Here is a 17,252-nt window from a genome sequence, read left to right on the forward strand (position 1 = left end):
GCGAATCCCGCCGTGGCACTCCCTTCCTTCAAGGACTCGACTGCCAGTGGCATTGCTGAATCTTGGAATTCTCGCGCACGTCGACGCCGGTAAGACCAGCCTGACCGAGCGGCTCCTGCACACGGCCGGTGTGATCGACGAACTCGGCCGGGTCGACGACGGAAGCACCCGCACCGACTCCCTCGACCTGGAGCGCCGGCGCGGCATCACCATCAAGTCGGCCGTGGTGTCGTTCCCGGTCGACGGCACGAACGTCAACCTCGTGGACACGCCCGGCCACCCCGACTTCATCGCCGAGGTCGAGCGCGTCCTCGGGGTGCTCGACGGGGCGGTGCTCGTCGTCTCCGCCGTGGAGGGCGTACAGGCGCAGACCCGCGTCCTGATGCGCACCCTGCGCCGGCTGCGCATCCCCACCGTGGTGTTCGTGAACAAGGTCGACCGTGCGGGCGCCCGCGAGTCCGCGCTCCTGGACGACCTGCGCCGCAAACTCACGCCCGCCGTGATCCCGATGAACACGGTGCCGCACGGCCTCGGCGGCCGGGACGCCCACTGCGTTCCCTACGCCGCCGAGGACACGGCCCATCGCGCCCGCCTCGTCGACGTGCTCTCGGCCCGGGACGACGCGCTCCTGGAGGCGTACGTCAAGGACGAGGAGTCGGTCACGTACGGCCGACTGTTCGATGCGCTCGCCGACCAGACGGCGTGCACCGAGGCGCATCCGGTGTACTTCGGCTCGGCGATGACGGGCGCGGGGGTCGACGCCCTCATGGACGGCATCACGCGGTTGCTCCCACCCGCCGACGAGGCGCCTCAACTGCCGCTGTCGGCCCGCGTGTTCAAGGTGGAGCGCGGTCCGGCCGGCGAGAAGATCGCGTACGCCCGCGTGTTCACGGGGGCGCTGCGCGTCCGCGAGCGGCTCGCACTGCCCGGCGGCGGGGAGGAGCGGGTGACGTCGGTGCGCGTCTTCGCGGACGGGGCGGACGCACCGCGTACGGAGGCGGGCCCCGGGCAGGTGGCGCGCCTGTGGGGGCTCGGCGGCGTACGCGTCGGGGACGACCTCGGCGAGCGCCACGTCCCGGTCGGGGAGCACCACTTCGCGCCGCCGACCCTGGAGACGGTCGTCGACCCCGACCGGCCGGGGCGGCGCGGCGCCCTGCTCGCCGCGCTCACCCAGCTCGCCGAGCAGGACCCGTTGATCGGGCTGCGACAGGACGACATCCGGCAGGAGATCTTCCTGTCGCTCTACGGCGAGGTGCAGAAGGAGGTCGTACAGGTCACGCTCGCCGAGGAGTTCGGGCTCGACGTGACGTTTCGGGAGTCGACGCCGCTGTGCGTGGAGCGGCCGACGGGCTCCGGAGCGGCGGCCGAGGCCATGAAGGACGAAGCGAACCCGTTCCTGGCGACCATCGGCCTGCGGGTCGACCCGGCGCCGGTCGGCTCGGGCATCGCGTTCCGGCTCGGCATCGAGCTCGGCTCCCTCCCGCTGGCCTTCATCAAGGCCGTCGAGGACAGCGTGCACAGGACGCTGCGCCAGGGGCTGCTCGGCTGGCAGGTCACCGACTGCACGGTGACGCTGACGCGCTCCGGGTACGCCCCGCGGCAGAGCCATGCGCACGCGATCTTCGACAAGTCGATGTCGAGCACGGGGGCCGACTTCCGCGGGCTGACCCCGCTGGTCCTGATGAGCGCGCTCGCGCGCGCGGGCACGGCGGTGTGCGAGCCGATGCACCGCTTCCGCCTGGACATCCCGGCCGAGTTGTACGGGGCGGTACTGCCGGTGCTCACCCGGCTGCGGGCCGTGCCGACGGGACAGCGCACGGGCGGCGGGCCGTGGACCACGGTCGACGGGCTGATCCCCGCGGCCCGGGTGCGCGCCCTGGAGCAGCAACTGCCTTCCCTCACCCGGGGCGAGGGCGTCCTGGAGGCCTCCTTCGACCACTACGCCCCGGTCCACGCGGACGCGCCGCGCCGCTCCCGCACGGACGACGACCCGCTGCACCGCAAGGAGTACCTGCTGCGGGTGGTGCGCGGGGCGGGGGTGCGGCACGGGTAGGGGGCGCGGCACCGACGGGTGGGGGCCGCGAACCCGGGCCGTTCGGCCCACCGGGAGGGCCCGTTGGCCCCGTCCCCCGCGAGGCCCCGCACTGAGATGCTGCGGTATCGAGCCTCCTGTGCCCTCGCCCTCCCGCCGCGGCGCACGGTCGAGGCCGAGGGCACGGGCCCGCTGTTCGCAGAAGGGGGAGTTGCGAATGGCGGGCCCGTCCATGCCCCGCCCCGGACGGGCCACAGCCGCTTCGCACACGTGTCCGGCGCGCTGCCGTGGCAACTCGCGCGCAAAACGCCCCAATCGGAGCGATAAAGTGGCTCGTCAACCCGCACGTGCCCGATCACTCAGGAGTGCCTACGTGTCCGTAGCCATCGACTCGTCCGACGCCGCCATCCCGTCCGGCGACGCCGCCCCCGCGGAGCCCGTGCCCGCGCCGGCCGTCGCCCCCGACGGCGGCGCCGCCGCGCCCGCGAACGAGGAGACGGCCGAGCCCGGGGACACCGCGAACATGTGGATCCCGCCGACCACCGAGACCCCGGACGCCGCCGCCACGGACGACACCGCCCCGGACGCCGAGAGCGCGTCCGACAGTGCGTCCGACAGCTTCTGGACGCCGCCCACGGAGGTCCCCTTCGCGGAGAGCTCCGAGGCCGACGCCGACGCGGCGGCCGACGACGACCCCGCCCCCGGCGACGTACCGGAGGCCATCACGCGCGACGCCCACGAGTTCGGCGTCTACGCCCGCACCGGCGGCTGGGCCTTCGCCCTGAAGGTGGCCCGCAGCGTGCGCCCCGGCGGGCAGGCGGCCGGTGAGTCGTCGAAGGTCTCGGCGCGGAAGTTCGCCGAGCTGGCGGGCTGCTCGGCCGACCGCGTCATGCGCTTCTACAAGGCGTGGGACAGCGCGGCCGACGACGGCATCGTCCCGCAGTTCGAGGCCCTCGCGCCCGGCGCCGACGTCGAACTCCCGGACGCCGACGTCTGGTTGTCGTACTACGTGTCCCGCAACAGCGCGACCTCGGTGCGCGGTCAGGCGATCACCGAGGCCGCCGAGTCCGAGGGCATCCGCCCGACGAAGGCCCTGGAGGTCGCGGAGAACCCGACGGCGCTGCGGGCCGCGATCCTCGCCGACCCCGGCACCGCCGAGGCCGCCCGCAAGGCGCTGATGGACCGCCTCGACGAGGACCCGGTGCTGCGCACGGGCATGGCGCGCGACATCGTCCGCACGGACGACCTGAAGAAGGCCGTCGCCGAGGAGACCAAGACCGGCGGCCAGCTCGAGTACGTGCGCAGGATCGCGGAGGAAGGCCAGGTCAAGACCCCCGCGGGCCAGAAGATCGAGGCCTCCCCCGCGCTGCGCGAGGAGGCCGAGCGGCACCTGTCCCTCATCGACGAGCTGGACGAGGACGAGGAGGCGGGCGAGTGGGCCCGCGAGGCGTACGACACCGTGCGCACGCTCGTCGCCGAGACCGTCGAGAAGGACCCCGAGCTGCGGGTGCAGGAGCGGCGCGCGAAGTTCTACAGCAGCCTGCAGAAGGCCACGAAGGCCTTCGAGGAGCTGACCTTCGACGACGTCGACGCCGAGGAGATCGACGACATCGTGGAGGACGACATGCTGCAGCGCCTCGAGGAGCTGCAGTCGGCGATCGCGATGTGCATCACGGCGCTGCAGTCCGCCCAGAAGAAGGACTGACACGGCCCGGCCCCACGATGCCGTCGCGGCGCGTTCCGCGGTGGCATCGTGGGCCCATGGCACAGACCCCGCACACTCCCAGGTCCACGGGCCGACCGGCCCACCAGAACCTGACGTTCGACAGCCACGGCAGCACGGCCCACGGCTATCTGGCGCTGCCGGCCTCGGGGCGCGGCCCCGGCGTCCTCGTCATCCAGGAGTGGTGGGGCCTGACCGACCACATCGCCGACATCGCCGACCGTCTGGCGGCGGAGGGCTTCGTGGCGCTCGCGCCCGACCTGTACGGCGGGAACGTGGCGCACGACTCCGCCGAAGCGTTCCGCATGATGCGGGACCTGCCGGTGGAGCGCGGCGTGGAACTCCTGTCCGGCGCGGTCGACTGCCTGCTGGCCCTCCCCCAGGTCAGCTCCGACACGGTCGGCGCGGTCGGCTTCTGCATGGGCGGCGGCTTCGTCCTGTACCTGGCCGCCGAGGACCAGCGGGTGAGCGCGGCCGTCCCGTTCTACGGCGTGATCCAGGGCGCGGTCCCGGACTTCTCCCGCCTCAAGGCGCGGATCCTGGGCCACTACGGCGAACGCGACGAGGCGATCCCCCGGGCCACCCTCGACGGCCTGCGCACCGCGATCAGCACCCAGTCGGGCGTGACCCCCGACTTCCGCATGTACCCGGCCGACCACGCCTTCTTCAACGACGGCCGCCCAGAGGTCTACGACGAACAGTCTTCGCGCGAGGCGTGGACGTCGACGATCGACTTCCTGAGGACGTCTTTGCTTTCAAGCCCCGCCGGCGATTGAGGCGCGGGGCCCGGGGCAGCGCCCCGAGACGTAGGACCGGACGACCGCAACCGTCCGGCCCACCCAAGGATCACGTCACCAGATCCGAACCCGCTCCCCCGGCTCAACCCACAACCCGTCCCCGGCCACCGTCGAAAACGCCTCATGGAACTCATCCAGGTTCCGCACAATGTTCGCCCGGAACTCCGGCGGCGAATGCGGGTCGATCGTGAGGTACTGCTGCTCCTGCTCCTTGCGCCGCTTCGTGCGCCAGCAGTACGCCCAGTTCATGAACAGCCGCTGCGTACCGCTGAGTTCACCGACACTCGGCACCGGCGCGTCCCCGAGCGCGATCTTGTACGCGGTGTGCCCGATGGTCAGCCCGCCGAGGTCACCGATGTTCTCGCCCACGGTCAGCGACCCGTTGACGAACTCCCCCGGCAGGTTCCGCGGCGAGAACCCGTCGTACTGCTTGACGAGCGCCTTCGACTTCGCCTCGAAGGCGGCCTTGTCGGCGGCGGTCCACCAGTCGTTCAGGTTCCCCGCGCCGTCGTACTGCGCGCCCTGGTCGTCGAAGCCGTGGCCGATCTCGTGGCCGATGACGGCGCCAATGCCGCCGTAGTTCTCCGCGGCGTCGGCGTCCGGGGAGAAGAAGGGCTTCTGCAGGATGCCGGCCGGGAAGCAGATCTCGTTCGTGCCCGGGTTGTAGTAGGCGTTCACGGTCTGCGGCAGCATGAACCACTCGTCGCGGTCGACCGGCGCGCCGATCTTCGCCATCTGCCGGTCGTGCTCGAAGGCGTCGGCGGCGTACGCGTTGGCGAGCAGGTCATCGGGCACCACGGCGAGCCCCGAGTAGTCCCGGAACTCGTCCGGGTACCCGATCTTCGGCCGGAACGTCGCGAGCTTCTCGTACGCCCGCTCCTTCGTCTCGTCCGTCATCCAGTCGAGGCGGGAGATGGACTGGCGGTAGGCCTCCAGGAGGTTGGCGACCAGCTCGTCCATGAGCGCCTTGGAGCGCGGCGGGAAGTGCCGGGCCACGTACTCCTTGCCGACGGCCTCGCCGATGGCGCCCTCGACGAAGGCGACGCCGCGCTTCCAGCGGGCGCGCAGCTCCGGCGTGCCGTTCAGCGTGCGCCCGTAGAACTCGAAGTTGACGCGCACGAACGGCGTCGAGAGGTACGGCGCGGCGGAGCGCAGCACGCGCGCGAGCAGCCAGTCGCGCCACTGCTCGATCGGCACCTCGGTGAGGACGGCGGACAGGTGGGTGAGGTACGAGGGCTGGCGCACGCACGACTCGGCGAGCGTCTCGTCCTTGCCGCCGAGCCCGGTGACGTAGCCCCGCCAGTCGAACGCCGGGGCGAGCGCGGTGAGTTCGTCGAAGGTGGTGAGGTTGTACGTCTTCTGCACGTCGCGCGTCTCGGCGCGCTCCCAGTGGCCCGCGGCCAGCCGGGTCTCAAGCGCGAGGACGGTGCGCGCGGCGGTGGCCGGGTCGGCGTGCTCGCCGAGCGTGAACAGCTCGGTCAGGTACGCCTCGTACTTCTCGCGGATCTCGGCGAACTTCTCTTCGCGGTAGTACGACTCGTCGGGCAGGCCGATGCCGCCCTGGAGGATGTTGAAGAGGTAGCGGTCGGAGTTCCGGTCGTCGCTGTCGATGTAGGCGCCGAACAGGCCGGAGCCGCCCTTGCGCTCGAAGCGGCCGAGGAACCCGGCGAGCTGCCGTACGTCGCTCAGCGCGGCGACCTCGTCGATCAGCGGGCGGACCGGGTCGAGCCCGCGGGCCTCGGCGGCCTCCTCATCCATGAACGACGCGTACAGGTCGGCGATCTTGCGCGCCTCGTCCGCGTCCAGGCTTGTGGGGCCGCCGACCGCGATCTCCTGGATGATCTCCTTGACCCGCTGCTCGGCCACGTCCACGAGCTCCACGAAGGGGCCCCAGCTGGATCGGTCGTCGGGGATGGGCTCGGTCGCCAGCCACTGGCCGTTGACATGCCCGAAGAGATCGTCCTGCGGTCGGATCGCCGGGTCCATGCCCGGGCGTGCGTCATCCAGAGTGCTCATCACCGCACCCTACCCAGGTCAGGGGGTAGGGCGAGCGTCAAATACGGCGCCTTCCGCGCAGCGAGAACAACGCTGCCCCCGGACGGCACGTGCCGTCCGGGGGCAGCGTTCGCGCAGCGCTGATCCGGCTGGGATCAGGCGAGCGAGGCCAGCGCCTCGTTCAGGGTCTGCGACGGGCGCATGACCTTGTCGGCCTTGGCCGAGTCGGGCTGGAAGTAGCCGCCGATGTCGGCCGGGGAGCCCTGCACGGCGATCAGCTCGTCGACGATCTTCTGCTCGTTCGTGGCGAGCTTCTCGGCGAGCGGGCCGAAGGCCTTGGCGAGCTCGGCGTCCTCGGTCTGCTTGGCCAGCTCCTGGGCCCAGTACAGGGCGACGTAGAAGTGGCTGCCGCGGTTGTCGATGCCGCCGAGGCGACGGGTCGGCGACTTGTCCTCGTTGAGGAAGGTGCCGGTGGCGCGGTCCAGGGTCTCGCCGAGGACCTTCGCACGAGCGTTGTCCGTGGTGGTGGCGAGGTGCTCGAAGGAGACGGCCAGGGCGAGGAACTCACCGAGGGAGTCCCAGCGCAGGTAGTTCTCCTTGACGAGCTGCTGGACGTGCTTCGGGGCGGAGCCGCCGGCGCCCGTCTCGAAGAGGCCGCCGCCGTTCATCAGCGGGACGACCGAGAGCATCTTGGCGCTGGTGCCCAGCTCCAGGATCGGGAAGAGGTCGGTCAGGTAGTCGCGCAGCACGTTGCCGGTGACCGAGATGGTGTTCAGGCCCTGGCGGATGCGCTCGACGGACAGCTTGGTGGCGTCCTCCGGCGACAGGATCCGGATGTCCAGGCCCTCGGTGTCGAACTCCGGCAGGTACTGCTCAACCTTCTTGATCAGCTGGGCGTCGTGGGCGCGGCCCTCGTCCAGCCAGAACACGGCCGGGTCGCCGGTGGCGCGGGCGCGCGTGACGGCGAGCTTGACCCAGTCCTTGATCGGGGCGTCCTTGGTCTGGCAGGCGCGGAAGATGTCGCCCTCGGAGACCTGCTGCTCCAGGACGGCCTCGCCGTCCTGGTTGACCACGCGGACGGTGCCGGTGGCCTTGATCTCGAAGGTCTTGTCGTGGGAGCCGTACTCCTCGGCCTTCTGCGCCATGAGGCCGACGTTCGGGACGGTGCCCATGGTCGACGGGTCGAAGGCGCCGTTGGCGCGGCAGTCCTCGATGACGGCCTGGTAGACACCGGCGTACGAGGAGTCCGGGATCACCGCGAGGGTGTCCTGCTCCTGGTCGTCCTTGTTCCACATGTGGCCGGACGTGCGGATCATCGCCGGCATGGAGGCGTCGATGATGACGTCGGACGGGACGTGCAGGTTGGTGATGCCGCGGTGCGAGTCGACCATCGCGAGGTCGGGACCGGCGGCCAGCTCGGCGTCGAAGGAGGCCTTGATCTCGGCGCCGTTCGCGAGGGTCTCGAGGCCCTTGTAGATGCCGCCGAGGCCGTCGTTCGGGGTCAGGCCCGCGGCGGCCAGGTCGGCGCCGAAGCGGGCGAAGGTCTCCGGGAAGAAGGCGCGCACGACGTGGCCGAAGATGATCGGGTCGGAGACCTTCATCATGGTGGCCTTCAGGTGCGCGGAGAACAGCACACCCTCTTCCTTCGCGCGGGCGATCTGCGCGGTGAGGAACTCGCGCAGCGGCGCGACGTGCAGCACGGAGGCGTCGACGACCTCGCCGGCGAGGACCGGTACGGACTCGCGCAGCACGGTGGTGGTGCCGTTGTCGGCGACGAGCTCGATCTTCAGCTTGTCGTCGGCCGGGATGACGGTGGACTTCTCGGTGGAGCGGAAGTCGTTCTCGCCCATCGTCGCGACATTGGTCTTGGACTCGGGGGTCCACTTGCCCATGCGGTGCGGGTGGGCCTTGGCGTAGTTCTTCACCGAGGCGGGGGCGCGGCGGTCGGAGTTGCCCTCGCGCAGGACCGGGTTGACGGCGGAGCCCTTGACCTTGTCGTAGCGGGCGCCGACCTCGCGCTCCTCGTCGGTCTTCGGCTCGTCCGGGTAGTCCGGCAGCGCGTAGCCGTGCTCGCGCAGCTCGGTGATCGCGGCCTTGAGCTGCGAGACCGAGGCCGAGATGTTCGGCAGCTTGATGATGTTGGCCTGCGGCGTCTTCGCCAGGTCGCCGAGCTCGGCGAGGGCGTCCGGGACGCGCTGCTCCTCGGTCAGGTACTCCGGGAACTGGGCCAGGATGCGCCCGGCCAGCGAGATGTCACGGGTCTCGACGCCCACGCCGGCGGTGGACGCGTAAGCCTCGATGACCGGCAGGAAGGAATACGTCGCGAGGGCCGGGGCCTCGTCAGTGTGCGTGTAAATGATGGTCGAGTCAGTCACCGGGGGCTCCGCTTCCACGTCTTCCACGTCGTCGTCTGCATCTTGCTCAGATTGCTCGACATCAAGATATCTCCTCCTCGGCCAGGATTCGAAAGGGGTCCGCCCGCCGATCTTCGAGCCCCTGCGGCAATTGAGCAGCGGTGATCCCTATGCGACGCTCGCGTGGTCGTCGGTCCAGGCCAGCAGCTTCTCCGCAGGCCACGTGGTCACCACCCGCTCCGCGGGCACCCCGCACTCCTCGGCGCGGGCGCAGCCGAAGAGCTGCCAGTCGAGCTGGCCGGGCGCGTGGGCGTCGGTGTCGACGGCGAAGAGGGTGCCCGCCGCGACCGCCTCGCGCAGCAGCCTGCGGGGCGGGTCGAGCCGCTCGGGGCGGCTGTTGATCTCGACCGCGGTACCGGCGGCGGCGCACGCCGCGAAGACCTCGTCCGCGTCGAACCGTGACTCCGGGCGCCCCTTGCCGGTGACCAGGCGGCCCGTGCAGTGCCCCAGGATGTCGGCGTGCGGATTGCCGACGGCGGTGACCAGGCGGCGGGTCATCGCGGCGGCGTCCATCCGCAGCTTGGAGTGGACCGACACGACGACCACGTCCAGGCGGTCGAGCAGCTCGGGTTCCTGGTCGAGCGAGCCGTCGTCGAGAATGTCGCACTCGATGCCGGTCAGCAGGCGGAACGGCGCCCACCGCGCATTGAGCTCGGCCACCACGTCCAGCTGCTCGCGCAGCCGCTCCGGCGAAAGCCCGCGGGCCACCTTCAGGCGCGGCGAGTGGTCGGTGAGCACCGCCCACTCGTGGCCGAGGTCCCGGGCCGCACGGCCCATCTCCTCGATCGGGCTGCCACCGTCCGACCAGTCGGAGTGCAGATGGCAGTCGCCGCGCAGCAGGGACCGCAGCGCCACGCCCGCGTCGCCCTCCAACGGCACCGTGCGGGCCAGCTCCTCCTCCAGGTGCGTGAGGTAGTCGGGGACCTGCCCGGCGGCCGCCTCGCGGATCACGGCGGCGGTCTTGGGGCCGATGCCCTTGAGCGACTCCAGGGATCCGGCCTCGATGTGCCGCGCGACCTCGGCGTCGCCCAGGTCGGTGACCACGCCCGCGGCGGTACGGAACGCACGCACCCGGTAGCTGGGCGCGCCGTCCCGCTCCAGCAGGAACGCGATCCGCTCCAGCGCCCGTACGGGCTCCATCGCCACCTCCGGCCGCGTGCGCGTGCGTCGCGGCGTTCGGTCCTCGCGACGTCTCCAGCGTGCCGCACCCGGGGGCGACCGGCATCCGAGGCGCCGGTCAGGGGCGGGCGTCCGGCCGGGCGTCCGTCGGGCGTGCGGTCGGGTGCGCGGCGGTAGCGTCAGAGGTGCTTGTTCACCGCCTGCTGGGCCTGGGCCGGGAGGGCCCGCACCGTGTCGGAGGCGCCGCGCAGGGTGCCGGCCGTCGCCTCGCGGACGGTGTCCGTCGCGTCGTGCAGGGCGCCCGTCGCGTGGTGCAGGGTGCCGGTCGTGTTGCGGCGCATCCGGCGGGCCGACGCGCGTCCGGAGGCGGCGGCGCCGCGGGCCCGGTAGGCGACCGAGGGCTTGCCGTGGGTGTCGGCCGCCGCGATGAGCAGGCCGCCCAGCAGGGAGACGTTCTTCAGGAACTGGGTGCGCTGCTCGGCGCGCCGGTCCGGGTCCTTCTCCTTCCACCAGGCGTGCCCCGCCAACGTGGTCGGCACGAGCGTCGCGGCGAGGGCCAGGGCGGCCGGGCGCGGGGCGATCCCGGCGGCGAGCAGCAGCCCGGCGCCGATCTGCACGGCGCCGTTGATCCGGACCAGTTGTTCGGGGTCCTCCGGCAGCGGGGGGACGCGGGAGGCCACGGGAACGGCCACCGGTTCCGCGGCGGGCGCCACGTGTTCGGGCGCGCGGACGGTGGAGAGCCCGCCGGCCACGAAGACGGAGGCGAGCATCGGACGTGCGCTTTTCCTCAGAGCAGCCATGCAGCGACGCGTTCCCCGAGTCCGCGCTCTCAGTCACAGGTTTCGGGTGAGGTGTCTGGGCGGCGGCGTGCGGGGCAGTCGACTTCCATGGAGGCTGCGACAGGAACCGTGACGGGATCGGGCGTCCGGAGTCGGGTGCTGGCTCTGGGGATGGCGGTGGGGCTGCTGCCTCTGGCGGCTGCCTGCGACGGCGGTGAACATGCCGAATCGGGCGGGCAGTTGACGCGCGGGCACGTCACCCGACTGCTGGTCACCACCGACAACGGGCTGCGGCTGCGGCCCACCGACGGCGAACGCGTCACCGTCGACCGCCGGGTCGACCATCACTGGTCGCGCCGCGACGGCACCCGGGTGCTCGACCTGTCGTGCGCGGGGCAGTGCCCGCGGATGCCGGAGGTCGACGTGCCGAAAGGCACCGCCGTCACCGTCGTCGGCCGCAACGCAGGCATCGACGCGGCGGGGGTACCGGGGCCCTTGAACCTGTCGACGGTCAACGGCGATGTGACGGTGACCGGTTCGGGCCGCACGGATGCGACGCTGCGCCTGACGACCCGCAACGGATCGGTGCGTGCGACGGGCCTACGGGCATCCGCCGTGAACGCCACGACGGTCAACGGCGACGTCACTCTCGACTGCGCCACCGCGCCGCGCCGGGTCACCGCGGCGACCACCAACGGCTCGGTGGACACGCTGCTGCCGCACGACGCCCCCGCCTATCGGGTCACCGCCACCACCGACCATGGGCGCCCCACGGTGGCCGTGGCCACCAGCGGAGCGCCCGAGGACCGCGTGCTGCGCCTGACCACCGTCAACGGTGACGTCCGCGCACGCGAAGGCTGAGTGCCGGGGCCCCGATCCGCGTCAGATGCGGCCTCCCGTCAGGCGGGTGACCGGGCCCTGCGGACGCCGACCCGACCGCCGTCCCGCGGCGAACGAGGCCGCGCCGAGGGCGGTGACCCCTGCCCCGACGCCCACGGCGAGCATCTTGCGGTGCGCCAGGGCGGTCCAGGCCGTCCGGGCGACGGCGGTCACCTGTCCGGTCGCCGCCACCGCGGCCTGCCGACCCGCCTCGACATTCCGCGCCGCGGTGCCCACGGCTCCCGCCGCGCCCTCGGTCGCCTGCTCGGCGCCCCGCTGTGCGGCCCGGGCCGTCTCATCGGCCTTGCTCTCGGCCTTCTTGGCCGCGCGGGCCACGGGGGCCGTCGCGTTGTCGGCGCTCGCGGCCGCGCGGGAAGCGGTCTTCCGCTTCGTCGCCTCGTTCGTCGCCTCGTTCTGCTGATCCGTTCCCTTGTTCGTATCACTCATAGTGTCCCGGTTAGCCCCTGACGGTCATCACAAACCCACCACACTCTCAACACCCCGCTGCCGGACCGCAATTCAGTGTCCAGCTGCCACAGTCGGACCCGAAAGTATGGTGTCCCACCACATGTGCCGCTGACCTGCGTGTTCCTACCTTGTGCCAGCAGATACACGTCCCCACCAACGCCTGGAAGTGGTGCACATGGCCTCCGCAGCAACCGCTCCACCAACGCCCGGAAACCTCAAGCGCATTGTCGCGGCGAGTCTCATAGGCACCACGATCGAGTGGTACGACTTCTTCCTCTACGGCAGCGCCGCGGCGCTCGTGTTCAACAAGCTCTTCTTCCCCGACTCCGATCCCCTGGTCGGCACCCTCCTCTCCTTCCTCACCTACGCCGTCGGATTCGCCGCCCGCCCGCTGGGCGCGCTCGTCTTCGGGCACTACGGCGACCGGCTCGGCCGCAAGAAGCTCCTGGTGGTGAGCCTGCTCATGATGGGCGGCGCCACCTTCGCCATCGGTCTGCTCCCGACCCACGCGACCGTCGGCACGGCCGCTCCCGTGCTGCTCACCGTGCTCCGCCTGGTCCAGGGCTTCGCCCTCGGGGGCGAGTGGGGCGGCGCGGTGCTCCTCGTGTCCGAGCACGGGGACGCCCGACGCCGCGGCTTCTGGGCCTCCTGGCCGCAGACGGGCGCGCCCGCGGGACAGCTCCTGGCGACCGGCGTGCTCTCAGCCCTGACCGCCCTGATCTCGGATGCCGCGTTCACCGACTGGGGCTGGCGGATCCCGTTCCTCCTCTCCGGCGCCCTCGTGCTCGTGGGTCTGTGGATCCGTCTGTCCGTCGACGAGTCCCCCGTCTTCAAGGAGGCGTTGGCCCGCGCCGAGGCCCGCAAGGCGACCACCGACACCGTGGAGAAGCTGCCGCTGGTCGCGGTCCTGCGGCACCACTGGCGCGATGTCCTGGTCGCCATCGGCGCCCGCATGGCCGAGAACATCAGCTACTACGTCATCACCGCCTTCATCCTCGTGTACGCCACCACGTCGGCCGGCGTCTCGAAGCAGACCGCGCTGAACGCCGTGCTCATCGCGTCCGCCGTGCACTTCGCCGTGATCCCCGCCTGGGGCGCCCTGTCGGACCGGATCGGCCGCAGGCCCGTGTATCTGCTGGGCGCGGCGGGCGTCGGTCTGTGGATGTTCCCGTTCTTCTCCCTCATCGACTCGGCGAGCTTCGGTGGGCTGCTCCTGGCCGTGACCGTCGGCCTGGTGCTGCACGGCGCCATGTACGCCCCGCAGGCCGCGTTCTTCTCCGAGATGTTCGCGACGCGGATGCGCTACTCCGGGGCGTCCATCGGCGCGCAGTTCGCCTCGGTGGCGGCGGGCGCGCCCGCACCGCTCATCGCAACGGCTCTGCTGTCCGAGTACGACTCCTCGACGCCGATCTCCCTGTACGTCGTCGCGGCCGCGCTCCTCACGCTGATCGCCGTGGGCGTGGCGAAGGAGACCCGGCACCGCGACCTGGCGGACATCGAGCCCGAGGTCATGACCGGCGTCGCGGACAGCGAACAGCCCGCCAAGGTCCACCGCGTCTGACCGGGGCTTCGGCCCGCCCGACCCCGTCCGTCCCCGCGGACGGGGTCACGCTATGTCCGGGGCCGCCAACCGGTGCAGCCGCAGCGCCAGTTGGATCTCCAGTGCGCGCTCGGGCGTCTGCCAGTCATCGCCGAGAAGCCGGCCCACCCGCTCCAGACGCTGCGCGACCGTGTTCACGTGCACATGCAGCGTGTCCTTGGTACGGGCCGGGCTCATGCCGGACGCGAAGTAGGCGTCGAGGGTGCGCAGCAGGTCGGTGCCTCTGCGCGCGTCGTAGGTGACGACCTCGCCGATCGTGCGGGTGACGAAGCCCCCCACGTCCCGGCTGTCGGCGAGCAGCAGCCCGAGGAACCCGAAGTCCTCGGCGGCCGCTCCCTGCCCCGGCCTGCCGAGCAGCCGCAGCGTGTCGAGGCAGCGCTGCGCCTCCACGTATGCGGCGGCCGCTGCCTCGGTCCGCCCGGCCAGGTCGGCGACGAGGGCCGACGCGCCCACGGTGACGCTCTCGTGGATGGCCTCGGCAAGCCGGCCCGCGACATGGGACGCCAGCTGCGACGCGCCGGTGGTGGGCGCCGGGAGCAGCAGGACGGTGCCGCCGTCCCGCGCGGCGGCGAGGCCACGCCGGGTCGCCGCGAGGTGGTTGGCCGCGGACCACAGGCGGCGGCGCGCGGCCGCCTCCTGCTCGGCGTCGCCGGTGCCCTCCAGGCGGGCGGCGAGCACCACATGGGTCGCGTCGAGATCGGCGTGCAGTCTCTCCGCTCGCTCGCGCAGCAGCCGCGGGTCGCGGTCCCGCCCGTCGAGCAGGTCGTCCAACAGCTCGCCGCGCACCCGCTGTTCGGCCTCGGCGGCGGAGCGCCGGGCGAGCAGCAGCAGCGAGGTGACCATGGCGGCGCGCTCCAGGGTCCGCTGGTCGACGGGGTCGAGGCCGGGGTGGCCGCGCAGCACCAGGGCGCCGAGCAGCTCGCCGCCTGCGGCGACGGCCGCGACCCAGTCGTCCCGGTGCCGCACCGCGTGCCCGTCGACCCGGGAGGCTTCGAGGGCGCGGCCGGGCGCCGCCTCCGCGTCGGTGAACTCCACGGTGCCGTCGAGGACCTGGGAGACGGCTGCCGCCACGTCGTGCACGCCGCCGCCGCGCAGCACCAGCTCGGCGAGCCTGTCGTGCACGTCGGACGCGCGCTCGATGACGCCGCTGCGGTCGCGGATGATCTCGTTGGCGCGCTCCAGCTCGTTCAGCGCCTGCCGGGTCTCGGTCAGCAGGTTCGCGGTGTCGATGGCCGCCGCGGCGAGCGCCGCGAAGGAGCCCAGGAGCGCGATCTCCTCGCGCTCGAAGACCCGCGCGCGCCGGTCGGAGGCGAACAGCACCCCGATCACCTGTGCCCCCAGCATGAGCGGCACGCCGAGGATGGCGACGAGCCCCTCGTCCCCGACGCCCGCGTCGATGCTGCGGGTGTGCTGGAAGCGCACGTCGTGCCCGTAGTCGTCGGTGACGTACGGCCGCGCGGTCTGCGCGACGAGGCCGCCGAGGCCCTCCCCCATGCCGAGGCGCAGCTGCTGGAAGCGGGCCGCGACCGAGCCCTCGGTGACCCGCATGTAGGTGTCGCCCCTGGCCGGGTCGTTCAGGGTCAGATAAGCGACGTCGGTGCCGAGCAGCGATCGGGCCCGCTGGACGATGGCCTGCAGCACCGCGTCCAGGTCGCGCAGCCCCGCGAGGTCGTGCGCGGTCTCGAACAGCGCGGACAGCTCCGCCTCGCGGCGCCGCCTGCCCTCCATCTCCGCGCGCACCCGCAGCGCGAGCGCCTTGGCCGCCTCGAGTGCCGCTATCCGCTCGGGCGCCGCGCCCTCCGCCCGGGCGAGCAGCACCGGCTGTTCGTAGGCATCGGCGGAGGCGCCCCTGGCGAGCAGTTCCAGGAACGGGGCCTGTCGGTCCTCGGTGGTCACCGGGCCGGAGGCGCTGGCTGAGTGCGGTTGGTGGCGCGACATGCGGACAAGGATTACCCGTCGAGCGGTCGGGCCTGCCAGCCCTGTGGACAACTCGGGTCGTCACGAAATCGCGGTCACCCGGTCGAGGGACCGCGTTCCGTGCGAAACCATCCGGAACCCGGCGAATTGCGGGGTCGGGTCAGTGGGCGGACCAGCCGCCGTCGAGCACGAGGGACGTGCCGGTCATGAACGAGGCCTGCGGCGTGCACAGATACGCGACGGTCTCGGCGACCTCGGACGGTTCGATGAGCCGCTTGATCGCGCTGTCCTGCAGCATCACCTCGCTGAGCACCCGCTCCTCGGGGATGCCGTGCGCGGCGGCCTGGTCGGCGACCTGCCGCTCGACGAGCGGCGTGCGCACATACCCGGGGTTCACACAGTTCGAGGTGACGCCGTGCGCCGCCCCTTCCAGCGCGGCCGTCTTCGACAGCCCCTCGAGCCCGTGCTTCGCGGCCACGTACGCGGATTTGTACGCGGAGGCCCGCAGCCCGTGCACCGACGACACGTTCACGACCCGGCCCCAGCCCTGCTCGTACATGTGCGGCAGCGCGCCGCGCAGCAGCCGGAACGGGGCTTCCAGCATGACGGTGAGCACGGTGTGGAAGACGTCGGGCGGGAACTCCTCGATGGGCCGCACCAGTTGGATCCCGGCGTTGTTCACGAGGACGTCGGTGCCGGCCGCCGCTTCCTCCGCGGCGTCGAGATCGCTGAGGTCCAGGACATAGGGCTCGACGCCGTCGGCCGCACCGGCCAGCGCCTCGAGCCCCGCCGCGTCCCGGTCCACCGCTCTGACCTTGGCGCCCGCCACGGCGAGCCGCAGGGCGCAGGCCCGGCCGATGCCACTGGCGGCGCCGGTGACGAGTGCGGTGCGGCCGCCGAGATCGAGCTCGGGGGCGGCGGGTGCGGTCAGCGGGGTGCGCGGCGTCATGACTGGCACCCTAGGCAGCTGATCGGCGCCGCCCGATGTGGGCAGCACCCATACTTCAGCGCTCGGCCATGGTCTCGAACCATGTGGGTCCTTCCGACTGGGCCTGCTTGATCCGGAACAGCGAGAACTCGTCGAGCGACGGCAGCGCGTCCAGGGCGAACCAGGCGACGTCCAGCGACTCGTCGTCGTTGACGCGCGCCTGGCCGCCGGTGGCCCGGCAGCGGAAGGACGTGTCCATGAACTGGCACTGGTCGCCGTTGGGGTACGTGACCGGCTTCAGGGCCTGCACCAGCACGACCCGCTCGACGACGCACTCGATGCCGGTCTCCTCGAACACCTCGCGCGCGGCGACGTCCGCGGGCTGCTCCCCCGGCTCGGGAATCCCGCCGATGATCGACCACTTGCCGGTGTCCGCGCGCCGCCCGAGCAACACCCGGCCGTCGTCGTCGAAGACGACGGCACTGACCCCCGGCAGAAGCAGCAGCTGGTGGCCCGCGGTGGCGCGGATCGTACGGATGAATTCAGGAGTCGCCATGTCGGTGAGCCTACCTGTACGCCCCAACGAACCGGCAGGCCACGG

At 72.0% G+C, this 17,252-nt stretch carries 13 protein-coding genes; 5 read left to right on the forward strand and 8 right to left on the reverse strand.

The window, feature by feature from the left end:
• Nucleotides 1-46: 46 nt before the first annotated feature.
• From ACIA8D_RS27145 to ACIA8D_RS27155, 3 genes are all read left to right on the forward strand, one after another.
• Nucleotides 47-2,053: a GTP-binding protein gene (locus ACIA8D_RS27145; protein ID WP_399236230.1), complete on the forward strand. Its 2,007-nt coding sequence runs from the start codon at nucleotides 47-49 to the stop codon at nucleotides 2,051-2,053.
• Between the two features lie 352 nt (nucleotides 2,054-2,405).
• Nucleotides 2,406-3,737 (forward strand): hypothetical protein, encoded by a 1,332-nt coding sequence (locus tag ACIA8D_RS27150; RefSeq protein ID WP_399236232.1) that lies wholly within the window; start codon nucleotides 2,406-2,408, stop codon nucleotides 3,735-3,737.
• 56 nt (nucleotides 3,738-3,793) lie between these two features.
• The gene (locus ACIA8D_RS27155; RefSeq protein ID WP_399236234.1) at nucleotides 3,794-4,531 is read left to right on the forward strand and encodes a dienelactone hydrolase family protein; all 738 of its coding nucleotides are present in this window, start codon (nucleotides 3,794-3,796) and stop codon (nucleotides 4,529-4,531) included.
• A gap of 75 nt (nucleotides 4,532-4,606) precedes the next feature.
• Here ACIA8D_RS27155 and ACIA8D_RS27160 read toward each other — a convergent pair whose 3' ends face one another.
• The 4 genes from ACIA8D_RS27160 to ACIA8D_RS27175 form a co-directional block, all read right to left on the reverse strand.
• Nucleotides 4,607-6,568: a M13 family metallopeptidase gene (locus ACIA8D_RS27160; RefSeq protein WP_399236236.1), complete on the reverse strand. Its 1,962-nt coding sequence runs from the start codon at nucleotides 6,566-6,568 to the stop codon at nucleotides 4,607-4,609.
• Between the two features lie 134 nt (nucleotides 6,569-6,702).
• Nucleotides 6,703-8,922, reverse strand: coding sequence for an NADP-dependent isocitrate dehydrogenase (locus ACIA8D_RS27165; RefSeq protein ID WP_399236237.1), 2,220 nt, complete (start codon nucleotides 8,920-8,922; stop codon nucleotides 6,703-6,705).
• A 147-nt stretch (nucleotides 8,923-9,069) separates the two neighbouring features.
• Nucleotides 9,070-10,101, reverse strand: coding sequence for a PHP domain-containing protein (locus ACIA8D_RS27170; RefSeq protein WP_399236239.1), 1,032 nt, complete (start codon nucleotides 10,099-10,101; stop codon nucleotides 9,070-9,072).
• Nucleotides 10,102-10,259: 158 nt separating this feature from the next.
• Nucleotides 10,260-10,850, reverse strand: coding sequence for a DoxX family membrane protein (locus ACIA8D_RS27175; RefSeq protein ID WP_399236241.1), 591 nt, complete (start codon nucleotides 10,848-10,850; stop codon nucleotides 10,260-10,262).
• Nucleotides 10,851-11,015: 165 nt separating this feature from the next.
• Here ACIA8D_RS27175 and ACIA8D_RS27180 point away from each other — a divergent pair, with 165 nt between their 5' ends.
• A complete protein-coding gene (locus tag ACIA8D_RS27180) occupies nucleotides 11,016-11,720 on the forward strand; it encodes a DUF4097 family beta strand repeat-containing protein (RefSeq protein ID WP_399236243.1) in 705 nt (234 codons plus the stop codon).
• A gap of 21 nt (nucleotides 11,721-11,741) precedes the next feature.
• Here the strand turns inward: ACIA8D_RS27180 and ACIA8D_RS27185 are convergent, their stop codons facing one another.
• Nucleotides 11,742-12,185: a hypothetical protein gene (locus ACIA8D_RS27185; protein WP_399236245.1), complete on the reverse strand. Its 444-nt coding sequence runs from the start codon at nucleotides 12,183-12,185 to the stop codon at nucleotides 11,742-11,744.
• 196 nt (nucleotides 12,186-12,381) lie between these two features.
• On the opposite strand from ACIA8D_RS27185, the gene ACIA8D_RS27190 reads away from it, so the two are divergent.
• A complete protein-coding gene (locus ACIA8D_RS27190) occupies nucleotides 12,382-13,767 on the forward strand; it encodes an MFS transporter (protein WP_399236247.1) in 1,386 nt (461 codons plus the stop codon).
• Between the two features lie 45 nt (nucleotides 13,768-13,812).
• Here the strand turns inward: ACIA8D_RS27190 and ACIA8D_RS27195 are convergent, their stop codons facing one another.
• The 3 genes from ACIA8D_RS27195 to ACIA8D_RS27205 all read right to left on the reverse strand — a co-directional run bounded on the left by ACIA8D_RS27195 (nucleotide 13,813) and on the right by ACIA8D_RS27205 (nucleotide 17,207).
• Nucleotides 13,813-15,744 (reverse strand): helix-turn-helix domain-containing protein, encoded by a 1,932-nt coding sequence (locus ACIA8D_RS27195; protein ID WP_399236249.1) that lies wholly within the window; start codon nucleotides 15,742-15,744, stop codon nucleotides 13,813-13,815.
• 139 nt (nucleotides 15,745-15,883) lie between these two features.
• Nucleotides 15,884-16,672, reverse strand: coding sequence for a 3-hydroxybutyrate dehydrogenase (locus ACIA8D_RS27200; protein ID WP_399236251.1), 789 nt, complete (start codon nucleotides 16,670-16,672; stop codon nucleotides 15,884-15,886).
• A gap of 55 nt (nucleotides 16,673-16,727) precedes the next feature.
• Nucleotides 16,728-17,207: an NUDIX hydrolase gene (locus tag ACIA8D_RS27205; RefSeq protein ID WP_399236253.1), complete on the reverse strand. Its 480-nt coding sequence runs from the start codon at nucleotides 17,205-17,207 to the stop codon at nucleotides 16,728-16,730.
• Nucleotides 17,208-17,252: the final 45 nt, after the last annotated feature.

The sequence above is a fragment of the Streptomyces sp. NPDC051684 genome (genome assembly GCF_044453445.1).
GTDB lineage: Bacteria > Actinomycetota > Actinomycetes > Streptomycetales > Streptomycetaceae > Streptomyces.

What these genes read in the sequence shown, in the direction of transcription:
- ACIA8D_RS27155 (WP_399236234.1), top strand. Translation starts at nt 3,794, where the DNA reads ATGGCACAGACCCCGCACACTCCCAGGTCCACGGGCCGACCGGCCCAC.
- ACIA8D_RS27160 (WP_399236236.1), bottom strand. Translation starts at nt 6,568, where the DNA reads ATGAGCACTCTGGATGACGCACGCCCGGGCATGGACCCGGCGATCCGA.
- ACIA8D_RS27170 (WP_399236239.1), bottom strand. Translation starts at nt 10,101, where the DNA reads ATGGAGCCCGTACGGGCGCTGGAGCGGATCGCGTTCCTGCTGGAGCGG.
- ACIA8D_RS27175 (WP_399236241.1), bottom strand. Translation starts at nt 10,850, where the DNA reads ATGCTCGCCTCCGTCTTCGTGGCCGGCGGGCTCTCCACCGTCCGCGCG.
- ACIA8D_RS27185 (WP_399236245.1), bottom strand. Translation starts at nt 12,185, where the DNA reads ATGAGTGATACGAACAAGGGAACGGATCAGCAGAACGAGGCGACGAAC.
- ACIA8D_RS27190 (WP_399236247.1), top strand. Translation starts at nt 12,382, where the DNA reads ATGGCCTCCGCAGCAACCGCTCCACCAACGCCCGGAAACCTCAAGCGC.
- ACIA8D_RS27195 (WP_399236249.1), bottom strand. Translation starts at nt 15,744, where the DNA reads ATGTCGCGCCACCAACCGCACTCAGCCAGCGCCTCCGGCCCGGTGACC.
- ACIA8D_RS27200 (WP_399236251.1), bottom strand. Translation starts at nt 16,672, where the DNA reads ATGACGCCGCGCACCCCGCTGACCGCACCCGCCGCCCCCGAGCTCGAT.
- ACIA8D_RS27205 (WP_399236253.1), bottom strand. Translation starts at nt 17,207, where the DNA reads ATGGCGACTCCTGAATTCATCCGTACGATCCGCGCCACCGCGGGCCAC.